This window comes from Sulfuriferula sp. GW1, from assembly GCF_047300855.1.
Taxonomy (GTDB): Bacteria; Pseudomonadota; Gammaproteobacteria; order Burkholderiales; family Sulfuriferulaceae; genus Sulfuriferula.
On record NZ_CP170197.1, the window covers coordinates 178,707 to 199,302 of the forward strand.

20 protein-coding genes and 1 tRNA gene are annotated in these 20,596 nt (G+C 58.4%); 4 read left to right on the forward strand and 17 right to left on the reverse strand.

The annotated features are described in order from the left end of the window. Window position 1: 1 nt before the first annotated feature. The 3 genes from ACFDAU_RS00870 to ACFDAU_RS00880 all read right to left on the reverse strand — a co-directional run bounded on the left by ACFDAU_RS00870 (window position 2) and on the right by ACFDAU_RS00880 (window position 2,734). On the reverse strand, window positions 2-919 hold the full coding sequence (locus tag ACFDAU_RS00870; protein ID WP_413438193.1) for a DUF3991 domain-containing protein: 918 nt from the start codon (window positions 917-919) through the stop codon (window positions 2-4). 413 nt (window positions 920-1,332) lie between these two features. Continuing rightward, window positions 1,333-2,544, reverse strand: coding sequence for a site-specific integrase (locus tag ACFDAU_RS00875; RefSeq protein ID WP_413438195.1), 1,212 nt, complete (start codon window positions 2,542-2,544; stop codon window positions 1,333-1,335). Between the two features lie 113 nt (window positions 2,545-2,657). After that, window positions 2,658-2,734, reverse strand: a tRNA-Arg gene (locus ACFDAU_RS00880). Between the two features lie 123 nt (window positions 2,735-2,857). On the opposite strand from ACFDAU_RS00880, the gene ACFDAU_RS00885 reads away from it, so the two are divergent. Beyond that, window positions 2,858-3,523: a c-type cytochrome gene (locus ACFDAU_RS00885; protein WP_413438197.1), complete on the forward strand. Its 666-nt coding sequence runs from the start codon at window positions 2,858-2,860 to the stop codon at window positions 3,521-3,523. 64 nt (window positions 3,524-3,587) lie between these two features. Beyond that, window positions 3,588-4,361, forward strand: coding sequence for a tetratricopeptide repeat protein (locus ACFDAU_RS00890; RefSeq protein ID WP_413438198.1), 774 nt, complete (start codon window positions 3,588-3,590; stop codon window positions 4,359-4,361). On the opposite strand, the gene ACFDAU_RS00895 is transcribed toward ACFDAU_RS00890, so the two are convergent. Continuing rightward, window positions 4,336-6,324 (reverse strand): UvrD-helicase domain-containing protein, encoded by a 1,989-nt coding sequence (locus ACFDAU_RS00895; RefSeq protein ID WP_413438199.1) that lies wholly within the window; start codon window positions 6,322-6,324, stop codon window positions 4,336-4,338. The genes ACFDAU_RS00890 and ACFDAU_RS00895 overlap by 26 nt on opposite strands. A 35-nt stretch (window positions 6,325-6,359) precedes the next feature. On the opposite strand from ACFDAU_RS00895, the gene ACFDAU_RS00900 reads away from it, so the two are divergent. Continuing rightward, window positions 6,360-7,187 carry a symmetrical bis(5'-nucleosyl)-tetraphosphatase gene (locus ACFDAU_RS00900; RefSeq protein ID WP_413438200.1) on the forward strand — a complete coding sequence of 276 codons (828 nt, stop codon included), beginning with the start codon at window positions 6,360-6,362 and terminating at the stop codon, window positions 7,185-7,187. Here the strand turns inward: ACFDAU_RS00900 and ACFDAU_RS00905 are convergent. The 4 genes from ACFDAU_RS00905 to ACFDAU_RS00920 all read right to left on the reverse strand — a co-directional run bounded on the left by ACFDAU_RS00905 (window position 7,108) and on the right by ACFDAU_RS00920 (window position 10,288). After that, window positions 7,108-7,890 carry a lysophospholipid acyltransferase family protein gene (locus tag ACFDAU_RS00905; RefSeq protein ID WP_413438201.1) on the reverse strand — a complete coding sequence of 261 codons (783 nt, stop codon included), beginning with the start codon at window positions 7,888-7,890 and terminating at the stop codon, window positions 7,108-7,110. The genes ACFDAU_RS00900 and ACFDAU_RS00905 overlap by 80 nt on opposite strands. A gap of 57 nt (window positions 7,891-7,947) precedes the next feature. Beyond that, the gene (locus tag ACFDAU_RS00910) at window positions 7,948-8,700 is read right to left on the reverse strand and encodes a GNAT family N-acetyltransferase (protein WP_413438202.1); all 753 of its coding nucleotides are present in this window, start codon (window positions 8,698-8,700) and stop codon (window positions 7,948-7,950) included. A 141-nt stretch (window positions 8,701-8,841) separates the two neighbouring features. Continuing rightward, window positions 8,842-9,297: a glycine zipper 2TM domain-containing protein gene (locus ACFDAU_RS00915; protein WP_413438203.1), complete on the reverse strand. Its 456-nt coding sequence runs from the start codon at window positions 9,295-9,297 to the stop codon at window positions 8,842-8,844. Between the two features lie 55 nt (window positions 9,298-9,352). Then, a complete protein-coding gene (locus ACFDAU_RS00920) occupies window positions 9,353-10,288 on the reverse strand; it encodes a carbohydrate kinase family protein (RefSeq protein WP_413438204.1) in 936 nt (311 codons plus the stop codon). A 120-nt stretch (window positions 10,289-10,408) separates the two neighbouring features. Here ACFDAU_RS00920 and ACFDAU_RS00925 point away from each other — a divergent pair, with 120 nt between their 5' ends. Further along, window positions 10,409-11,311, forward strand: coding sequence for a zinc dependent phospholipase C family protein (locus ACFDAU_RS00925; RefSeq protein ID WP_413438205.1), 903 nt, complete (start codon window positions 10,409-10,411; stop codon window positions 11,309-11,311). Here ACFDAU_RS00925 and ACFDAU_RS00930 read toward each other — a convergent pair. From ACFDAU_RS00930 to ACFDAU_RS00970, 9 genes are all read right to left on the reverse strand, one after another. Continuing rightward, window positions 11,242-11,772 carry a phosphatase PAP2 family protein gene (locus ACFDAU_RS00930; RefSeq protein ID WP_413438206.1) on the reverse strand — a complete coding sequence of 177 codons (531 nt, stop codon included), beginning with the start codon at window positions 11,770-11,772 and terminating at the stop codon, window positions 11,242-11,244. The two genes, ACFDAU_RS00925 and ACFDAU_RS00930, sit on opposite strands and share 70 nt — an antisense overlap. Further along, window positions 11,735-12,961, reverse strand: coding sequence for a glycosyltransferase family 4 protein (locus tag ACFDAU_RS00935; protein ID WP_413438207.1), 1,227 nt, complete (start codon window positions 12,959-12,961; stop codon window positions 11,735-11,737). The genes ACFDAU_RS00930 and ACFDAU_RS00935 overlap by 38 nt, the downstream gene beginning before the upstream one ends. 132 nt (window positions 12,962-13,093) lie before the next feature. Beyond that, the gene (locus ACFDAU_RS00940; protein WP_413438208.1) at window positions 13,094-13,363 is read right to left on the reverse strand and encodes an SHOCT domain-containing protein; all 270 of its coding nucleotides are present in this window, start codon (window positions 13,361-13,363) and stop codon (window positions 13,094-13,096) included. A gap of 47 nt (window positions 13,364-13,410) precedes the next feature. Then, on the reverse strand, window positions 13,411-13,800 hold the full coding sequence (locus tag ACFDAU_RS00945; RefSeq protein WP_413438209.1) for a DUF302 domain-containing protein: 390 nt from the start codon (window positions 13,798-13,800) through the stop codon (window positions 13,411-13,413). A 128-nt stretch (window positions 13,801-13,928) separates the two neighbouring features. Then, on the reverse strand, window positions 13,929-14,303 hold the full coding sequence (locus ACFDAU_RS00950) for a copper-binding protein (protein WP_413438210.1): 375 nt from the start codon (window positions 14,301-14,303) through the stop codon (window positions 13,929-13,931). A 55-nt stretch (window positions 14,304-14,358) separates the two neighbouring features. Then, complete coding sequence (locus ACFDAU_RS00955; RefSeq protein WP_413438211.1) at window positions 14,359-14,949, reverse strand: c-type cytochrome; 591 nt, start codon at window positions 14,947-14,949, stop codon at window positions 14,359-14,361. A 184-nt stretch (window positions 14,950-15,133) separates the two neighbouring features. After that, a complete protein-coding gene (locus ACFDAU_RS00960) occupies window positions 15,134-16,060 on the reverse strand; it encodes a copper resistance protein B (RefSeq protein WP_413438212.1) in 927 nt (308 codons plus the stop codon). A gap of 30 nt (window positions 16,061-16,090) precedes the next feature. Further along, window positions 16,091-17,881, reverse strand: a complete 1,791-nt coding sequence (locus tag ACFDAU_RS00965; RefSeq protein ID WP_413438213.1) for a copper resistance system multicopper oxidase — start codon at window positions 17,879-17,881, stop codon at window positions 16,091-16,093. A gap of 328 nt (window positions 17,882-18,209) precedes the next feature. Beyond that, window positions 18,210-20,585, reverse strand: a complete 2,376-nt coding sequence (locus tag ACFDAU_RS00970) for a heavy metal translocating P-type ATPase (protein ID WP_413438214.1) — start codon at window positions 20,583-20,585, stop codon at window positions 18,210-18,212. Between the last annotated feature and the right edge of the window lie 11 nt (window positions 20,586-20,596).

Consider the following 20,596-nt stretch of genomic DNA (forward strand, 5'->3'; position numbering starts at 1 on the left):
CTTATGCGCACTCCTGACACAAAGGGTATTCCATAGTACGCTGCAAGACATTGTTCCAATCCTTGGCTAGCGGGCGCTCACGCTGGATGCGCAGGGTGCTATGCGTGAGACTGGCTATCAGCTTCTCTGCATTGCTTTCGCCGGCATCGTCGCTGTCATACGCAATGGCAATATCGGGGGTGCCGTGGAATTGGGCGAGGTCAAGCAATTTTGGGCAATCGGGCATTACCCCGGCGGTGGAAGCGATAAGCGCCCCTCCCTGCGGGTGGAGCGCATGGTAAGAAAGTGCGTCAATGGCACTTTCAACGACGACCAACCGCATTGGCTTCGGGTGTGACACTGTAAAAAAACCAGCACCGCGTTGGCTGCCAGGGGACATACCCTTATATGCTTGGCTGCCTGTGCCCCGGATTTCGGCACCGGTTATTTTTCCACCAAATTCGCACAAAAATATAGCGTTGCGCTTTGCGTCCGCAAAAATCTTGCCCTGTTTCACTAGCTCTTTTACTAACGATGCGGGAATGGCACGCTCGGCAGTGAGGTATGCCAGCACATGGGCCAGGAGTTGGGGTGCGCGCCTGGGTTCTTGAAAATCCGGCACTAAAAGCGGCTTCGCCACAGGGACTCTTTGTCTTACTGGCTCATGAGAGGTACCAAAATTTTCATGAAGCCATGCCACTGCGCTTTTAAAGTCCACCTGCAGGATATATTGCACTAGGTCGATTGCTCCACCTCCTCCCACACCCGCAGTATGATCGAAGAATTTTTGCGAAGAACTGCCCGTACCTAGCCAGACAAATCCATTGGGAGTGTGCCATTTTTGCCGGTCATGCCGGTCCTGGATGCCGCCAGCCTGGGCAACGACACGCTCAAGGGGAATGGCACGGTATTGGTTTGCTAATTCGCGCCAGGATTTCATAGCAGGACCTCCCCAATCAACCTTGTATTGCGAGGGCGTCCACGTTTTGGTTTAAGGGGTTGATCGCTCGACAATGGAAGCAATCCGGCTTTCTGTCGAAGCCATGCAACAAGAGTTTCTTCAACCCATAGCGCTCGTCTTCCGAGATAGATGGGTGATGGCATGGCACCTTGTGCCGACCAATTCTCGATAGTTCTTTTACTGGCTTTTAGTTTCGCAGCAGTTTCTTCTTTTGTTAGTAAGTTCATGCAGTTACTCCGATTCTAAGGTAGTTGGAATCGGATGCGCTTAATTGCGCATCCACAGAGTGTAGGTAGGACAACTCGTTTTTTTCCAAAAGCTTTAAATATTTTTGTAGGCCTGCACGACACCACCAGGATAACGAGGTTTGACGCCTCGCAACCCCAGCGGATTCATAGCGGAATAAAGTTCACCTCCAGCTTGAGTTGAGCAATTTGAGCCGCAATAACTTGCGACTGTGGCTTCATGTAGTAGTCAACCAGAGTCTGTACTTGACGATGCCCTGAAAAATTCATGATTTTTTCCACCCCCAGGCCGTAGATTTCTACATACCGGGAAATCGCTTCACGTCGCAAGTCGTGCAGGCGGGCATCTTTTAAGCCAGCCCGTTCTTTTGCCCTGCCAAAAGCCTGGGTGAGCGTTGCGGGGGCTATCGGCCAGATCGGCCCTGAATTCTTCGCGCCCAGTTTTTTTAGTATCTCTATCGCTGCCGGGATTAATGGAACGTCACGCTCCTTCACCTTTGATTTTTTTACATAGCCAAGCTTGCGTAGCCTGATCACCCGTCGGGCGATGTCCACATCTTCCCAGTTAAGGGACACAATTTCTGACCTGCGCAGCGAAGTACAGGCAGCAAAAGCAATAGCGGCCCGGGTTTGATCATTACAAACCCCACTCAATATTTTGAAAAGCTCATCATCAGAAAAACGTCTCGTCCGAGGAGCGGCCTTGTCCGGTAATGTGACTGTCATGATCGGATGTAAGAGCAGGGCGCTGCTTTGCGTAGGTGCAAACTTTTGCTTTATGACCCAGTGATTAAGCGCGCGGCGAAGCAACGCCAGTTCATGCCTCACAGTTTGTGTGCTAGGGATTTTCACAATGTTGTTGGTTGGGGGTTTGATTTTTTCGGCTTTTCGCTTTGATCTTCCCCGGTTTTTTCCGAGATAGACTGTGCCGTCAATACAGCCTCGGCCCTGTCCTAATTTGCCCAAGAGCCGCACGTTTTTATAATCATCCAGTTCTTGTTCGGTTACTTCTTGCAAGCGTTTTTCCCCGAAAAATGCATTGAGCCGTCCAACTCGTCCCGTTTCCTGAGCATTACTTGCTTTAGTCGGTAGGACGTTTATCAAATATTCATCGAGAACAGATGAAATTAGGACGTCAGCCGGTTTGTCACCAGAAGGAGCTATTTCTGCTGATGCAATCTCGGATTTTGGTATGGAAAATTTGGCGGCTTTTTTTGCCGCCAGAAGCTCGCCATGGGTTATTACAGCCCAATCATGCGCATCGCGATAAGTATCGAAGGTGGCGGTTTTAGCAGGGTGATCGTAGATGCGGACACGTACACGCCAAGCATTTCCACGTGGTTTGACATCGAAAGACATTCATAACTCCAAAGGTAGTGGAGTTACGTGTAGCTACCTTTCCAGTTTTATATCCATTTTTATATCGCAACTTGGACCAAAACTTGGACCAAAATCGGGTAATGGCTGGAAAGTGGTGCGCCCAGCAGGATTCGAACCTGCGACCCTTGGCTTCGGAAACCAATACTCTATCCATCTGAGCTATGGGCGCGAGAGCTGGCAAGAATAGCGATTTTCGCACCCAGCGTCTATATCAGGTGCTTTTGCCAAGCTGCCTTTTGCCGCTATAATCCGCGTTCTAAACTATTTTCCCGCCAAAGTTAAGGAAGCAAGCATGAGCGATGATCACGTCAAGATGACCAAAACAACGCCGCAACAATTTTTTGTTGCGCTCTGGGCGGGGATGTTCGCGCCCATTATTGCCATTGCACTCATACTTGGTTTGATAGCCAAGATTCAGGGTAGCCATGGCGAGAAGGATTCGCTCGAATACAATACCAAGGCTACGCTGGAGCGCATCCAGCCGGTGGGCCAGTTGAACATTGTCGATGCCAGTGCGCCGCGTGTGGAAAAGGAAGGCAAACAGGTATTTGACGAAGTTTGTACCGCTTGCCACACGCCGGGTGCGCTGGGCGCACCCAAGTTCGGCAACAAGGCTGACTGGGCGCCACGTATCAAACAAGGCTACGACACGCTGATCAAGCATGCGGAACAAGGTATTCGCCAGATGCCGCCGCGCGGTGGCAATCCGGACCTGTCCGATATCGAAATCGCCCGTGCCGTGGCTTATATGGCGGATGCTGCCGGGGCCAAATTTACGCCACCTGAGGCACCCGCTGCCGCTCCTGCAGCAGCCCCGGGTGCTGCGCCAGCGCCAGCCGCCGCCGGAGCAACACCGGCCCCCGCTACCGCGCCCGCCGGTACTCCAGCACCAGCACCAGCCGCCGCTACTGCTCCTGCTGCGCCTGCGGCTACTCCCAAACCGGCAGCAGGAAAATAAGCTTCCGGCCATCCTGTGATGGTTAAGCATCCGTGCAGAGGCTGACGTGTCCGGAACAGCGCTTATGAACAAGGGCTGTCCTGAATGCGGGAGCGCCCGCCTGCGCGGATCGTCCATTCGTTCAGGCGATACGCTTGTTCAACGCTTAGTCTGCACACCGCTGCGCTGCCGTGAGTGCCGGTCACGTTTCTGGATTTACAGCCCGGTCAAAATCGTCCTGCTCAGTGTGTTATTGCTGGGACTGGCGTTTTGGCTGGTGCGCGGCCAGCTGCATCCGGCCCCGATCTCTGCTGCAAGTGACCTTGCGGCTGCCGATAAACAGTTCGCCAGGTTGTCAGCCCAGGCGCTCAAGGGCAATGCCGAAGCGCAACTGCAGCTTGGCAAAATGTACGCCAACGGCGAAGGCGTGATCGTGGATGTGACCAAGGCGGCCCACTGGTTTGATAAGGCCGCGCATCAGGGCAATGCCGAAGCACAGTTTCTGTATGCCTCTGCGCTGCTTGATGGCCGCGGTGTCGTGCAGGATTATCAGGCCGCTCTGAAATGGATCGAGATGCCGGCCCGGCGCGGCAACTCGCAGGCGCAATACCGCCTCGGCCAGATGTACCGTTTCGGCATCGGTACGCCAGTGGACAAGGTGAAAGCCTATATGTGGTTCAATCTGGCGGCCGCTCAGGGTATGGACGATGCAGCCAGGGCGCGCGAAAGTGTGGTGGGGCAATTGAAGCCGGAAGAAATTGCCCGGGCACAGGCAGATGCGCACCAAATCAACGAGCAAACGCAGCACAAAACCGGCGCTGACAGGAACGCCCCTACTTCGCCGCCAGCATCGCCTTGAGCTGCGCCAGACGCGCGTTGCCTTGCTGACGCTGTTCTGCTGGGTCGGCGTCCTGCCCGGTCTTGCGCACATCTTCCTGTGAAACCTCGCTGATGAAGCGCGAAGGCTCGCAGCTCTGAAACTCTCCGGCGCGTTTGCGCTTCTTGCAAAAACTGATGGTCAGCGAGCGCTCGGCACGGGTGATGGCGACATACATCAGGCGCCGCTCTTCTTCCAGTGTGCCGTTTTCTACGGCGTCGCGGTGCGGCAGTATGTCTTCTTCGGCACCGACCAGAAATACATGCCCGAACTCCAGCCCCTTGGCGGCGTGGATGGTGGACATGCGTACCGCATCGACCTCGGCGTCGTCGCGGTTCTCCAGCAGCGTGATGAGAGCGATGGTCTGGGTCAGCGCGATGACATCCTTGCCGTCCTCCTCGCCTTTCTTGCCGAGCCAGCCGACGAACTCCAGCACATTGTTCCATTTGCTCTGGGCGCTGCGGGTTTCCTCGCTGTCAAACAGATAGGCTTCGTAATTTATCGCTTTCAGCAGATCGGCCATGATCTCGGCAGCAGGCGTCCTGCGCACGCGGAATTCCAGCGCATTGATGAAATTGCAGAACTCGATCAAGGGTTCCAGCTGGCGTGCCGGAAGCTGGCTCTGGAAGCCCGCCTCGAAGGCCGCTTCGAACAGGCTGACATGGCGCTGGCCGGCATACTCGCCGAGCTTTTCCAGCGTCGCCGCGCCCACCCCGCGCCTCGGCGTGGTGATGGCGCGGATGAAGGCCGGATCGTCGTCACTATTGGCCAGCAGGCGCATGTAAGCGGTGATGTCCTTGATCTCGGCTTTCTCGAAAAAGGATTGTCCCCCCGACATCACATACGGCACTTTTTCATTGCGCAGAAACTGTTCGAACGGTCGCGCCTGATAGTTGCCGCGGTACAGAATGGCGTAATCGCCATAGCGAGTGCGGTGCTCGAACTTGTGCGCCAGCAGGCGCATCACCACGTTCTGCGCTTCTTCTTCCTCGTCTTTGGCAGCCATGACGTGCAGCGGGTCGCCGTGGCCATGCTCGCTCCACAGCTGCTTGTCGTAGAGCCGCGTGTTGTTGGCGATGACACTATTGGCGGCACGCAGGATGCGTATCGTGGAGCGATAGTTCTGGGTCAGCTGGATGACTTTCAGGCGCGGATAATCTTCATGCAACTGGTGCAGGTTTTTAACGTCCGCACCGCGCCAGCCATAGATCGCCTGATCGTCGTCGCCCACCGCCGTGAAAGCGCCGGACACGCCGGTGAGCAGTTTGACAATCTGATACTGACAGGCGTTGGTGTCCTGGTACTCGTCCATCAGCAGGTAGCGCAGTTTTTTGCGCCATTTTTCCAGCACCTCGGCGTCGCTGGCGAATAATTCGGCCGGCAGACGGATTAGATCGTCGAAATCCATCGCCTGATAGGCTTTGAGGGTGTCCTGATAGCGCAGATAAACCTTGGCGTAGGTGGCGTCGATGTCAGTTGTTGCGGTGTTCAGTGCGGCAGTGGGCGAAACCAGCGCATTTTTCCACGCCGAGACGCGCCATTGCGCGCGGCGGATTTCCTGTTTGTCGGTAGTTTTCAGTATCTCGTTTACAATCTGCATCGCATCTGCAGAATCGAGAATGGAGAATTGCGGCTTGTAACCGAGCCGTCCAGCCTCCTGGCGCATGATTTGAACGCCGAGTGCGTGAAAGGTGCATACCGTCAATCCCTTGGCGGGCTTGCCCTGCAGCAGTTTGGCGACGCGTTCCTGCATTTCGCGCGCAGCCTTGTTGGTGAAAGTGATGGCGGCGATGTGCTGCGGCGCGTAACCGCATTCTTCGATGAGATAGACGATTTTCTGGGTGATGACGCGAGTCTTGCCCGAGCCGGCACCGGCCAGCACCAGCAGCGGGCCATCCAGATATTTGACCGCTTCGCGCTGGGGGGGATTGAGATGGGACAGCATGAGAAACCACAACAGAACAGGCCGGCAATTCTAACATGAGCACCTATGCTATCGGCGATTTGCAGGGCTGTTTTCAGGCCCTGGAGTTATTGCTGGACAAGATTCGCTTCGATCCTGCGCACGACCATATCTGGCTGGTGGGCGATCTGGTCAACCGTGGCGCCGATTCGCTCGCGGTGCTGCGCTGGGCGCGCGCCATGGGGGACGGCGTCACCGCGGTGCTGGGCAACCATGACCTGCATTTGCTGGCAGTCGCGGAGAATTTTGTAAAGCCGCATCGCAACGACACGCTGGGCGGCATTCTCACCGCTCCAGACCGCGACGAACTGCTCGCCTGGCTGCGCCATCGTCCGCTGGCGCACGCCGCAGAAGGCTATTTCATGGTGCATGCAGGGCTGTTGCCGCAATGGACCGCGGCGCAAGCGCTGATGCTGGCAGCCGAGGTGCAGGAACGCTTGCAGGCGCCCAATTACCGGGGATTCCTGGCGCACATGTACGGCAACCATCCGGATCGCTGGGATGAGAATCTCCGCGGTCTGGACCGCCTGCGTCTGATTACCAACGCCATGACCCGGTTGCGTTTCTGCACCCCGGACGGGACCATGGAATTCAAGACCAAGGGCAGTCCGGAGCAACCGCCACCGGGGTGTTTGCCCTGGTTTCAGGTACCGGGGCGCGCCAGTGCCGGCAGCCCCATCGTATTCGGCCATTGGTCGGCGCTGGGGTTGCGGGTTGAAACCGACTGCATGGCGCTGGATACCGGCTGCCTGTGGGGCGGGCGCCTCACTGCGCTGCGTCTGGAGGACCGTCAGGTGTTTCAGGTGGAGTGCGCCGGACAGGCAGGGACAACGCAATGGCAATAGCCGTCTCGGCCTGTAGTGCCAGCGTGCGGCGGGTGTGGGATGCCCCCGCGATGTACGGGCAAAAAATCAGTTCAGCGACGATGCCGCGTGCGGCGATGATGCGCAGGATGGAATCCGCAAAGTTCATGTCGCCTACCCAGACCGGGGCAGCATGCAGACGGCCCGCTTGATCGACATAACGAATTGCCACCGGGCACAGGTATGCATTGCTGGCGCAGGCGGCCTGGAGCAGTGCGGGTTTGAATGGGTGGAGGGCCGTGCCGTCGCCCGTGGTGGACTCGGGAAACAAGGCGACGTTATTCCCGGCGCGTAACAGTTCGGTAAAACTGGCGCTAATCCGCCCCACATCATGGCGGCGTTCACGCTCGATAAACAGCGTGCCGGATTGTGCCGCCAGCCAGCCCAGGACCGGCCAGCTGCGCACTTCGGATTTGGCGACAAAATATGCCGGGCAGTTTGCCAGCACCAGGAACGGATCCAGCCAGGACAGATGGTTGGCGGCAAACATCACCCCGCCGGCCACCTCCGGTGGGACACCGGTTACGCGCAACCGGATGCCCAATGTGGCGAGCAATGCGCGCGACCAGCGCATCGTCAAAGCCTGGCGAAGCGTGCGACTTGCCCACGGGAATACCCCGGCCAGTATCAACAGCCCCACCAAGACCACCACAACGGCGCCACCCAGGCGCAATACACGCAGCATTAGCCGTTTCCATCAAGCGAAAATCCAATTGTGCCCGGAGCGGCGCGTGATTGCAGCTTATTTACTCATGAAGTGGCGTGCGTAAACCTGATTCATCTGTTTGATGGATAGCAGCAGCATCAGATCGGCGGTATTGAAATCTGCGTCCCAGGCGGGTTCGCCACACAAATACGCACCCACTCGTAGATAACCCTTGATGAGCGACGGTGTGATTACCGGCCGGTCGCCGTCCAGCTGGTCGAGCGCCAGCGGATGGCGCGGAAATACATGCCATTCCACCGGCGCCAGGCGGGTTTGCGCCAGTGTTTTGTATAGGCTGGCCGCAGTATGGCCGCCGTCATCCATGCTTACGCTGGCGCAGCCGATCAGATAGCTGTAATTGCGTGCGCGCAGATAATCCGCCAGCCCCGACCACAGCAGGGTGATGACGGCGCCGCCACGATAATCCGGGTGTACGCAGGAACGGCCGATCTCGACCATGCCGGGGCGCAAGTGTGACAGGCGCGTCAAGTCGAACTCCAACTCGGAATAATAACCGCCGATCTGCTTGGCGCGATGCGGCGCCAGGATGCGATAAGTGCCGATGACCTCGCCGCTGCTGTTGTCGCGTACCAGTAAATGGTCGCAAAAGTCGTCAAATATATCCTGGTCGAGTCCGGCCTCGCGCGAAGTCAATTGCGCACCCATTTCTTCGGCAAAAACCTTGTAGCGCAGGCGCTGGGCTTCACGTACTTCGCCGATATCGCGCGCCAGTGATACGCACAAGCGCGGTTTGCTGCGGGCTTGCACGTGGATTTGCGGGTCGAGCATATTGTGTACTCCATTTTGGTGACAATGGAATGCACAGTAAGCAGCGCACGTTACGCTGAAATTACGGCTGAATGAAAATTCGGTGACGCAGGGCAGGAAAAATCCTGCCCTCAGGCTTAACGGGGATATCTGCTGCGCCGATCAGTGCGTGACCCGGGTGACGCCGTCCCCGCTCAGTACACGCACGCGGTCGCCGGGACGGAAGTATTCATCCGCACCCTGGGTGACGGCAATGGTGCGGCCGGAATCCAGCCTGACGGTGATTTCCAGGCCGTTTTGACGGGTGGCGCTTTCCTCTATCGCCGACCCCGCCAAGCCACCTGCCACCGCGCCGACCACCGCGCCGACCACGCTGCCTCTGCCGCTGCCGACCTCGCTGCCTGCGAGGCCGCCGACCACTGCTCCGGCGCCGGTGCCAATCGGGGTCTTGGTGCCTTCAATCTTGACGTTGCGTACCGCCACGACCACTCCCATCTGTACTTCCTGCGCGCTTCTTGCCTGGCTGCGACTGTAGTCGCCACTACCAAGGCCGCTGGCGCAGCCGGCCAGGGTGAGCGCTGTAACCAGACCGAGCGTGATTGATTTGAGTAAATTCATGATATGACTCCCGCGGGTTAACATGCATAGAGACAATCCGCTACAGGCTTAGTTCTTAACTCATCGCATAGCCGAATTGTGCGCGAAACAAAGCGCTGATTTCATCACGGCTATGCTGGTGGTTCTGCGCGCCCTGCTGCGCAATCTTGAGCGCTCCCATCAGGCTGGCGAGCCGTCCGGTGGTGGCCCAGTCCATGCCCTTCTCAATGCCGTATAGCAGCCCGGCGCGGTAGGCGTCACCGCAGCCGGTGGGGTCCACCACGGCCGCTGGCCGGGCGCACGGAATCTCGATCACGCCGCCGTCGGCATGGATACTGGAGCCCTGCTCGCCGCGCGTGACGATGAGCGCGCGCACCCGTCTGGCCAATTCGTCCAGAGACTTTCCGGTACGCGTTTGCAGGAGCTCGGCTTCGTAGTCGTTAAGGGTGACGTAATCGGCCAGTTCGACAAAATGTGCCAATTCCTCGCCATTGAACATCGGCATCCCTTGGCCGGGATCGAAAATGAATGGAATCTGGGCGGCATGAAATTGTTCGGCATGCTGGAGCATGCCGTCGCGACCATCCGGCGAGATGATGCCCAGCGTCACACCCGTGGCATCCGTTACCTGATTCAGATGCGAGTGATTCATTGCACCGGGATGGAACGCGGTGATCTGGTTATCCGACAGATCGGTGGTGATGAAGGCCTGTGCGGTAAAACTGCCGGGCACCGAACGGATGTGGGTCCGGGCGATGTCCAGCCCATCCAGACGGGCTGCGTAAGGCGCGAAATCGTCACCGCAGGTTGCCATGATCAGCGGGTCGCCGCCGAGCAGTTTGAGGTTGTAAGCAATATTGCCCGCGCAGCCGCCGTATTCGCGGCGCATTTCCGGCACCAGGAACGATACGTTCAGGATATGGATTTTCTCCGGCAGGATATGGTTTTTGAAATGATCCTGAAACACCATGATGGAATCAAACGCGAGCGAGCCGCAAATCAGAGCAGACATTGGTTGGTCCGTGGCAGTGAAATAATGCGCGGATTATAACAGCGGCCGCCTGTTCTGCTTTCATCAAAGCTTCACCCAGTATTAACCTTGCTGTCGCAAGCGCGCCTTAGTCTGCTGAATATGAATAAGGTCCTGCGCGTGCTGTTGTGGAGTATCCCGCTGCTATGCCAGTCGCACGATGTGCTGGCATGGGGACTTTATACTCACGTATTTTTTGCGCAGTGGCTGATGTGGGGTGTGCCGCTGCTCGACTCCAAATTACGCCGCGCTGCCTTGCGTTATCCGAAGCTGGTGATGGCCGGGGCGTGCCTGCCCGATCTTGCGCTGGTCGGCAAGCATGTCGGTACGCAGGCTTTTAACGATACGCATGACTGGGATGGCGCGCTGCGCATGATGCGCGAAGCGGATACCGATGTGCAGCGCGCGCTGGCGCTGGGTTACCAAAGCCATCTGCTGGTGGACGTGATTGCGCACCATCATTTTGTGCCTGCCCATGAACATCTGTGGATAAATCTGCCGGTGCTCACCCATGCGGCTTCCGAGTGGGCAATGGATGCGCATATACAACCGCATTTGCTGGCGACCCCGGCTACCCTGCTGCACGACTGCCGGGACGAGATCAGCCAGCATATTGCCCGCCATTTTGCGGTGGATATCGCCACCACACAGCGCGCGCTGAAGCTGCTGGCGCGTGCGGATGGGCTATTGCGCGGCAGTCGCCTGCCGCAATTGTTGTATCGAAGTTCCGCCCGGCTGGATAGGCGCTTGTCCAGGCGCTTTGATTATTTCGTGGCGCAGACCACGCGCAGGCTGGGTGAAATCAATCAGTTGAGCGAAGGGTTCAGCCCGCTGGCTGATGCCAACGGCGGCTGCCCGGCGATTGCCAGGGACCGGCTGGCCTATTTCACCATCGGGCAAATCCGGCGCGGCCAGCCGCTGCCGGGCGATTGCTTTTACAGCATCAGCGAGGCCATGGCCACGATACCGCCCAGCGCGATGCCGGCCAGTACATCGGTAGGGTAGTGCAGACCCAGGATCAGGCGCGAGACGGCAACCAGTGCGGTAAACGGCAATACCAGCCAGATCAGGCCAGGATAATAGTGAATCACCACCAGGCTGAATGCCACGGCATGCAGGGTGTGCCCGGACGGGAAACTGAAGCGGTCAAGCGGCGCAGTCAGGCACAAGATATCGCCAAACTGCTGGAATGGGCGAGGGCGCAAGGTTTTGCCTTTCAGCCATTTATAGAGCAGCGTCGCGGCCAGACCGGCGCCTATCATGTTGAGCACGGCCGGAATCGCCGCATAGCCATCCCAGGCCAGCAGCGCCAGCATCAGCGTGTACCAGAATACCCCGTTGCCCAGGCGGCTGATCAGCCGGAACGCGCCGACCACCCCGCGAAACCGCCGCGCCCGGTTGAAGCGTGCGGCCAGCGGCGCCTCCCACTCAGCGAGTGTTTGCCAGTGCCAGTCGAGTCGTATCATCGTATTCCTCCTTCTCCACGATTGCATATAACACCTGCTCAAACCGGTCGTGAATGTTGTCCCATTTCATTTGCTGGGCGGTATGTCGGGCTGCCAGAGCCATGCGCTGCGCCAGGGCCGGGTCGGCCGCCAGGCGTACCGACTGAGCTATAAAAGCTTCCTCATCATCGTACGCGGCCAGCACTCCATTCTCGTTGTGATCGATCAGTTCCTCCGCTGCCGCATAGTCGTATGCCACCACCGCCAGACCGCTGGCCATGGCCTCGATGGTCACGTTGCCGAAGGTTTCGGTCAGGCTGGGGAACAGGAACACGTCCGCTGACGCATAGTGACGTGACAAATCCACGCCGCTGCGCATCCCGCAAAATACCGCCTGCGGATACGCGGCCTGCAACGTTGCCCGGTCCGGGCCGTCGCCCACCAGCACGAGGCGCGTGTGCGGATTACACTTGTGCATCGCCGCGAAGGCGGCGAACACCAGCTTCAGATTTTTTTCCGGCGCCAGACGGCCCACGTACAGAACCACCTGAGTGGCCTCATCCACGCCCCAGCTGGCGCGCAAATCGGCATCGCGGTGCGCCGGGGAGAACAGTTCGGTATCCACGCCGCGCGCCACGACTTCCAGATTGCCATAGCCATGCACCTGCAATTCGCGCCGGATGCCCTCGGTGGGTACCAGCGTTACGCAGGATTTGTTATGAAATTTGCGCAGATACGCCAGAATGGGGCGGCGTAGCCAGCCGATGCCATAGTGCTGGCTGTAGCTGTGGAAATTGGTGTGGAAATCCGTGCTCACCGGGATGCGCAACTTGTTGGCAGCCGCCAGCGCCGACCAGCCCAGGGGGCCCTCGGTGGCGATGTGTACCAGATCGGGGCGTTTCAGGCTCCACAGCCGGGTCAATGCCGATTTGGCGGGCAAGCCCATTTTCAATCCTGCGTAACGTGGAATCGCCACGCCGGGTTTGAGCACTTCTTCCAGGCTGGAGCTGGAAACTGCCGAGTCCTGCGCACTCTGGCGTGGGCGCACCAGCTGAATCTGATGACCGCGCTGTTGCAGATCCGCCACCTGACGGCCCAGCGTCATGGCCACGCCATTGATTTCCGGAGGATAGGTCTCCGTTACCAATGCAATCCGCAATGGCAACGGGCGCGAAGAGAGGGTCTGTAGTAATAAGTCGTCGTTATCCATATGGCCAGTTTCGCGACTGATGGCGACAATTTTGTGACAATAATTTGAAGATTAGACGTATTTACCTGAACACCAAAGGGTCCCTTGTATTGGCTGGGTAAGGGGGGCTCTGTTTATTTAGTAACCGTGAATCTATTTTTTGTTCAAATCTTCGCGTTTTTGCAGATAGGCTTCACGCGTCAGATCTCCGCGCGCATAGGATTCGTCCAGGATATCCAGCGCTGTCCGGCGCATTTCTAGCTTGGAATGGGCACCTGATTCCCGGTTGCCGAACAGATATTTGACGAGCGCAAACAACAGCAGGATGGGCACCAGCCCGATGAGGGCCATCCAGAACCAGCCGAAAATCATCCAGCCGCCACCGTTACCGAACATCCAGCCACCGTGATCCCATCCGTACATGCTGTGCTCCTTTCAAAAGATTGGCCGTGGTTTGTAGGGCACATGATTTATGTTTTCAGACCGTCTCGCACACGCTCCAGCCGGGCGCGCGCTTCCTGGGCTACTGCTTTGACTTCGGGGTTGCTGACCAGCTGGACCATAATGTCGGGATCAAGAAAGGCAACGGTGATTTTGCCGTCGGTTTCTTCACGCACCACCACATTGCAGGGCAGCAGCAGACCGATATCGGCTTCCGCTTCGATGGCGCGATTGGCCAGCGGCGGATTGCAGGCGCCGAGGATGCGATAAGGGCGTTTGTCGAGATTGAGCTTGGCCTTTAGAGTGGCCTTGACATCGATGTCGGTGAGTACGCCAAAGCCTTCCTGCTTCAGGCCTTCGATGGTTTTTTCTACTGCAGAGTCAAACGGCATGTCGAGCTGGATGCTGAAACCATACATGAGGCAATCTCCTAAATAACATTGAATTGAGCACGACCATGCCGCTGCAATGATCGTGCATTGATGGAAATATCAATATAGCTCAGCAGCGGATTTTGTCCGAAGAATTCCCCTGTGGACAGCCGATGTCATTCGGCTTGGGAATTCCCACCCGCTGCACGCGCCGGCTCCACCCGCATTACCGTCAGCACGCCACCGACCCTATCCGCGGCAAAACGGATTTTGTCTCCGGTTTTCACCTTGTCCAGCATGGCAGGGTCGTTGACCCTGAATACCATGGTCATGGCCGGCATGCCGAGGTTGGTGATGGGGCCGTGTTTGATGGTCAGCTTGCCGGTGTCCTTGTCAACTTTTTTTATTTCACCGTCACTGAGCGGCAGGCTCGCTTCCGCACCGGCAAGTTTGCCAGTCCCGGCGGGTGCGTCGTGATGCGCGGAGTCGGCAATGGCGGTGCCGTTCAATGCGAGCAGTAAAACCAGGGCAGGGGAAAGTTTCAGTAACATATCGGTTCTCCGTGTAATAAGGGTAAATAGGTAAATGATTGAATCGCTGTCCGGTCTAATGGCTGGAATGCGGGCTGCTGTCATGGCTGTGACCCTGTGCAGCCGGCATGGTTGCTCCGTCCATCGGAGCCATGTCTTCGTCCGGCGGCGCCTTGGCGACCATATCTTTGTACTGCGCAGGCGTCATGGCGGGTAGTTTCTGCAGGAAGGCGACCATGCTCCAGATCGTCGCGTCGTCATGGCTCGGTCCCCAGGCTGGCATCGCGCTCATCTTCATGCCGTGCTTGATCACCCAGAATGCTTCGCGCGGATCCACGTTCGCCTCGCTCAGATTGGGCGGCTGAGGATACAGCCCCGGGCGCAGCTCGGAATCCTCCATCCCGGGCGCCAGATGGCAGCTGGTGCACATTGCAGCATACTGGCCGGCGCCTTTCAGGATCAGTTGCGGGTCGTCGAGATTGGCAGGCAGCTGGATTGCCGCAGCATGTCGCTCAACCGAGCGTTCGCGCGTGGTTTGCATCAGCGCGTAGGTGATTTTCCAGTGCGGGCTGTCTGCGCCCGGATTATATAAGCCCGACCATACGAATACACCCGCGCCCAGCACGAGCACCAGCAGGGTCGTCAGTACGATTTTTACGGTTTTCATGGACGTCTCTTTTCGGAACCAGACGGGCGGTTGCAGAAGACGCCCTGGCGAATCAATGTGCAGTGCAAGGTATTCATTTTTTCCCTTAGAATTTAAAAAACCGACGAAAATCGTTGGAACAATTGAGTAACGAATGCGTGGCGCTCATCCTGCTTCATCCGCCAGGCATGGCGGGATAGGCTGTTCAGAACCAGATGCGCACGCCCGCCATTAACTGAAAGTCATGCGCCGGCGTGCTTTCGGTACGCGAAAAATCCGCTGTTTTCCCATATTTCCGGAGTATGTTGAATCCTATATAGGGAGCGAATTCCCGTCGGATTTCGTAACGCAAACGGACGCCCAGGGAGGTATCGGATAGCCCTGCACCGACGCCACGCTCGCGGTCATCCTCGCTGTACAGATTGGCATCCAGTTCAGGCGTGAGGATCAGTCGTTGCGTCAACAGCAGGTCGTATGAAGTTTTCAGTTTCAGCGCAGCGCGTCCGGCATCTCCCAGATAAGCGGTTGCTTCGACATCAAACTTGTAAGGCGCCAGGCCCTGAATTCCCAGCGCCGCCCAGTCTCGCGTGGGACCGCTACCAAAATCATGTCGGACCCCCGTCATTAACGTCCAGAAGGGCGAGAAGGTGTGGCCCCACAGCAATTCCGCTTCAGCGTCCTGAATTTTCCCTTTGGTCCGCTGACCTTCGCTGCGAATCCACAGCTGGTTCAGATCACGGCCGAAGCGAAAGCGTCCATCCCATACCAGGCTGTCACGCTTGCCATGGACATATTCCAGCTGGTCGAGCAGGAGTTTGGCGATCAGCGGATCATCTTCCATATGCATGCTATCCATGTCTATGCCATAGGCAGCGTAGGATTTTCCTGCCGAGCCATCGCTGCTCGGCAGGCTGCCTACCGGCGGTGCGGGCTGCGCAGCCGGGTCTGGTTCTGGCTTGCTGACGGGTTTGTCCATCCCGGGCATGTCGCCCATGTTTTGCGTGCTCGAATCGGATCCGGAAGTCGACATGTCATGCCCGGACATAGACATCGGCTCTTGGGCAAATGCAGCCCCGCCCAGAGGAAACAGCGCGCAGAGCAATATTTGCGCTAACGGCTTGAGGTTTTTCATCGCAATGATCTCCGTTATTTCACACACAGATTAAGCGACCACCACGGCGCGGAACATGCCGGCTTCCATGTGGTAGAGCATGTGGCAGTGATAAGCCCAGTTGCCGCGCGCATCGGCACTGACCCGATAGCTGACACGGTGTCCGGGGGCGACGCTGATAGTGTGTTTGCGCACCTGAAAATTACCATCGGGAGATTCCAGCTCGCTCCACATGCCGTGCAGGTGTATGGGGTGATGCATCATGGTGTCGTTGATGAGTACGATGCGTAAACGTTCGCCATATTGAAACAATATCGGCTCAGCCTCAGAGAAAGGCACGCCATTGAAAGACCACATATAGCGGTCCATATTGCCGGTCAGATGCAATTCTATTTCGCGCGTCGGATTGCGCGGATCCAGCGCGCCGCCCACCGTATGCAAGTCAGCGTAAGTCAGCACCCGCCGCCCGTTGTTGCGCAGACCCACGCCCGGATCATCCAGCCGTGTCGATACCTGATCCGCACGCGTGGAATTCGAGGGGCCGTATTCGGTGGCGGCGTGGTGCTTTACCGGCACATCGCCTCCCGTGGATTGCGTGGCAGGCGCCATGCTGGAGTCGGGTTTGGCTGAACCCGACATGTCCATCCCGGGCATACTTAAACTCGAGCCCTTCATATCCATGCCCGGCATATCGCCCATGGCCATGCCCATATCCGCCATGCTCAGGATGGGCACAGGGTCGAGCCTGGGAAGCTTCGCGCGCATCCCGCTACGCGGCGCCAGGGTGGCCAGCGCATAGCCGGAACGATCCAGTGCCTGGGAGAATATGGTGTAAGCACGGTCTTCAGTGGGTGCAACGATCACGTCGTAAGTCTCGGCTACGCCTATACGGAATTCATCGATGCTGACCGGATGGACATATTGGCCGTCGGCGGCGACCACAGTCAGCTTCAGGCCAGGGATGCGCACATCGAAATAAGTCATCGACGAGCCGTTGATGAAGCGCAGACGGATTTTTTCGCCGGGCTTGAACAGGCCGGTCCAGTTTCCCGCCGGGGTGACGCCATTGGTGAGAAAGGTATAGGTGGCGCCGCTTACGTCGGACAGATCGCGCGGGCTCATGCGCATCTTGTCCCAGGCTGCGCGCGTGGACAGTGCGTTGGCCCAGCCGTCTTTCTTCGCATCCTCGATCAAATCACCGACCGTGGGCCGGGCATAATTGTAGTAGTCGTTCATCTGCTTAAGATGTTCGAAAACCTCATCCGGATTTTCGTCTGTCCAGTCCGACAGCATCACCACATAATCGCGGTCATGAGTGAAAGGCACGGGCTCGCGGGGTTCAATGACGATGGGGCCATATAGCCCGGTCTGCTCCTGAAAACCGGAGTGGCTGTGATACCAGTAAGTGCCGGATTGACGCACATCGAACTGGTACACATAGGTCTCCCCCGGCGCGATACCCTTGAAGCTGAGGCCGGGCACGCCATCCATCGGGGCAGGCAGCAGGATGCCGTGCCAGTGTATGGAACCCGCTACCGACATGCGATTGGTGACCCGCAGCGTAATGCGATCGCCTTCGCGCCAGCGCAGCAGCGGCGCGGGAACCTGACCGTTCACGGTGGTCGCCATGCGCGGGGTGCCGGTGAAGTTCACCGGGGATTCCACCAGATCCAGCGCAAACTCGGTGCCACTGAGGACCGCGGGCTGGCCCGGGCTGGTGGTTGCCCAGGCCGGAGTGGTCCATAGACCCGTCCCAGCCAAAGCGCCGCCAGCTATGAGGCCTTCTACAAAGCGGCGACGTGACAGGTTCGCTGTGGGGGTTTTAATAATCCGCTTCTTCATGAAAAAATCCTCAAACAACAATGAGCCTATTAGCGTCAATACGATATTTCTATCGGAGATAGGAGTGCAGCGTAGGATGCTACCCCGGCTATCTTCGGGGCAGTCGATTCAACTTGGTCTGACGGGTGTTCGCCGATTCAGCAATAGCATTTTTCAAGGTTGCTGTTTATACGGAGCCAGAATAGCCTGCTGGCCATAACGCCAGCCTGACGACCGGATTACATTCTTGTAATATTATGTTCCTGCGCTTCGGGTGATCTCCTCCAGAGTGGGGCTGCATCCGGCACGCTCAGTCCAGCCGGCAATGCGGTAATCGTTATGCAGATTCTTATCCCGGGGCAGCTTCCATTTTGTCGGCCGCGCCGGTTCGGCGGATGCCCGCCAGCCTGGTGCGCTTCAACATCAGTGCATTGATGGCGACCAGTGCCGAGCTGCCGGACATGGCGAGTGCCGCGATCTCAGGGCTCAGCGTAAACGGGTAGAACACACCGGCAGCGAGCGGGAAGGCGATGACGTTGTAGCCGACCGCCCAGCCGAGATTCTGGTGCATCTTGCGCAGCGTGGCGCGGGAAAGCTCCAGCGCGCCGACCACGTCGAACGGGTCGCTTTTCATCAGCACCACATCGGCGCTCTCCATCGCCACGTCGGTGCCGGCGCCGATGGCGAAGCCCACGTCGGCTTGTGTCAGGGCAGGGGCATCGTTGATGCCATCGCCCACCATGCCGACCTTGTTGCCTTGCGCCTGCAGCTCCTTGACCTTATCCGCCTTCTGCCCCGGCAGCACGTCGGCGAGCACGATGTCGATACCGAGTTCGCGGCCGATGCGCTCGGCCGTAGCGCGGTTGTCGCCGGTGAGCATGGCCACTTTCACGCCGCGCCACTGCAGCGCCTGGATGGCGTCCTTCGACGTCGGGCGCACAGCATCGGCGATGGCGATAAGTCCGAGCAGCTTGCCGCCATGGGCGACGTGAACAACCGTGCGGCCGGCCCCTTGCATTTCGTCGGCCTTGGCGGCCAGGCCGTTCATATCGACCTGTTCTGCTTCCATCAATTTGCGATTACCCAGCAGCGCAGTGCGCCCTTCGACTTCCGCCTTGGCGCCCCTGCCGTCGATATTGGTAAAACCGCTGCCGGGCTGCGTCGGCATGGCTGCCGCGCGCTTCAGGATCGCCTGGGCGAGCGGGTGTTCGGAGCCCTGCTCAACCGCGGCTGCCAAAGCCAGCATGGCGTCCACGCCGGTGCCGGCCGCTGTTGCCAGATCCACGACCTCGGGCTGCCCCAGCGTCAGCGTGCCGGTCTTGTCGAAAATGATGACGTTGAGCTTGGTGGCCTGTTCCAAGGCGGCAGCATTCTTGAACAGGATGCCGTTCATGGCGCCCAGGCCGGTGCCGACCATGATCGCCATCGGCGTGGCCAGGCCCAGTGCATCCGGGCAGGCAATGACGAACACGGTAATGGTCAGCGTCATGGCAAACAGCAGCGGCTGGCCGATCCACCAGAACCACACCGCAAAGGTAGCAAGGCCGGTGACGATCGCGGCGAGCACCAGCCATTGCGCGGCCCGGTCCGCCAGCCGCTGGCCGGGCGCCTTGGAGTTCTGCGCCGTCTGCACCAGCTTTACGATCTGGGCGAGTGCGGTGTCGGCGCCGACCTTGGTCGCGCGGTATTTGAAGCTGCCGCTCTTGTTGATGGTGGCGCCGATCACGCTCGCGCCGAGCGTCTTTTTGACCGGCATGGATTCGCCGGTGAGCATGGATTCGTCCACCTGCGATTCGCCCTCGATGACTTCGCCATCCACCGGAATTTTATTGCCGGGCCGGATGATCACCGTGTCGCCGACCTTCAACTCGGCCGTCGGCAGTTCTACTTCGCGTCCCTCGCACAGCACGGTCGCTTTCGGCGGGGCAAGGTCCATCAGCGCGCGGATGGCGTCGGACGCCCCGGCGCGGGCGCGCATCTCCAGCCAATGGCCCAGCAGAATGAAGACCAGCAGCACCGAGGCGGCTTCGTAGAACTGTTCGCCAGCGAAGAAAAAAGTGGCGCCGACACTGAAAAAATAGCCGGTTCCCACGGACAGTAAAACCAGCACCGCCATGTTGGTCACGCCGTTGCGGACGGCGCGGAACGCGGCAACGTAAAACGGCCAGCCGGGATAAATCACTGCGCCGCTCGCGAGCAGGAACAGGAAAATGTTGCGGTCCATCCCGAATGGCGGTTCAAGCTTGAGAAACGCCATACCCATTGAGGTATAGAGAAACACCGGCAGTGCAAATGCCAGCGCAATGAAGAAACGGTTGCGCATGTCGCGCGCCATCGCCTGCATGTCCATGCCGGCGCCGTGACCCATCTCATGGGTCATGCTGCCCATGTCTGCGTGTTCGGCAGCCTGGTCTGGTTCAGCGTGTGCGAGGCGGGCGGACCGTGCTGGAGGAGAGGGCACGGCCCCTGCAGAGCCTGCCGGATGTTCCTGCTCACAAAGATGCCGGGGCACCAGTTCGCCGCCGCAGTGATGGCCGCACTCGCGCACTTCCGCTTTGATGGTATTGAGGTCCGCGACCGTCTCGTCATACAGCACCGTCGCGCTACCCGAAACGCGGTTGACTTCGACCTGCTTTACCCCTGGTACTTTGGCGAGTTGCTTTTCGACGCCCCGGGCACTCAACGGGGAGAGCAGGTCGCGCACATCGATGGCGGTCGTTTTCATAGCTACTCCTG